Source organism: Psychrobacter sp. TB55-MNA-CIBAN-0194, from assembly GCF_040309505.1.
Classification (GTDB): domain Bacteria; phylum Pseudomonadota; class Gammaproteobacteria; order Pseudomonadales; family Moraxellaceae; genus Psychrobacter; species Psychrobacter fozii.
On the sequence record NZ_JBEOOW010000763.1, the window covers coordinates 1 to 237 of the forward strand.

At 36.3% G+C, this 237-nt stretch carries 1 protein-coding gene; it reads left to right on the plus strand.

The genetic code is table 11. From position 1 onward, the window contains the following. Nucleotides 1-237: hypothetical protein (locus AAEY75_RS17015; RefSeq protein WP_352260356.1), on the plus strand; the 237-nt coding region annotated here is incomplete at both ends.

The following is a 237-nucleotide window of genomic DNA, read 5'->3' on the forward strand; positions in this document are numbered from 1 at the left end:
CTATAATCGTTTAATACTGTCGTTAACAACCTGGTTAATAGACAAACAATGGCGCAAGTTTTGGGATCAAAAGCAATTACAAAACGCTGACCAATCGGTAGCCAGCATTGCTAACCGTTTGTTTGATAAAGATTGGCGAAATTTGCATAAGCTGTTACCTAAAGAACAAACTTTAACCGCGAATGATTACCTTAATATACGCACACAATTAGAGAACAGTTTACTAAGTGGTAATTG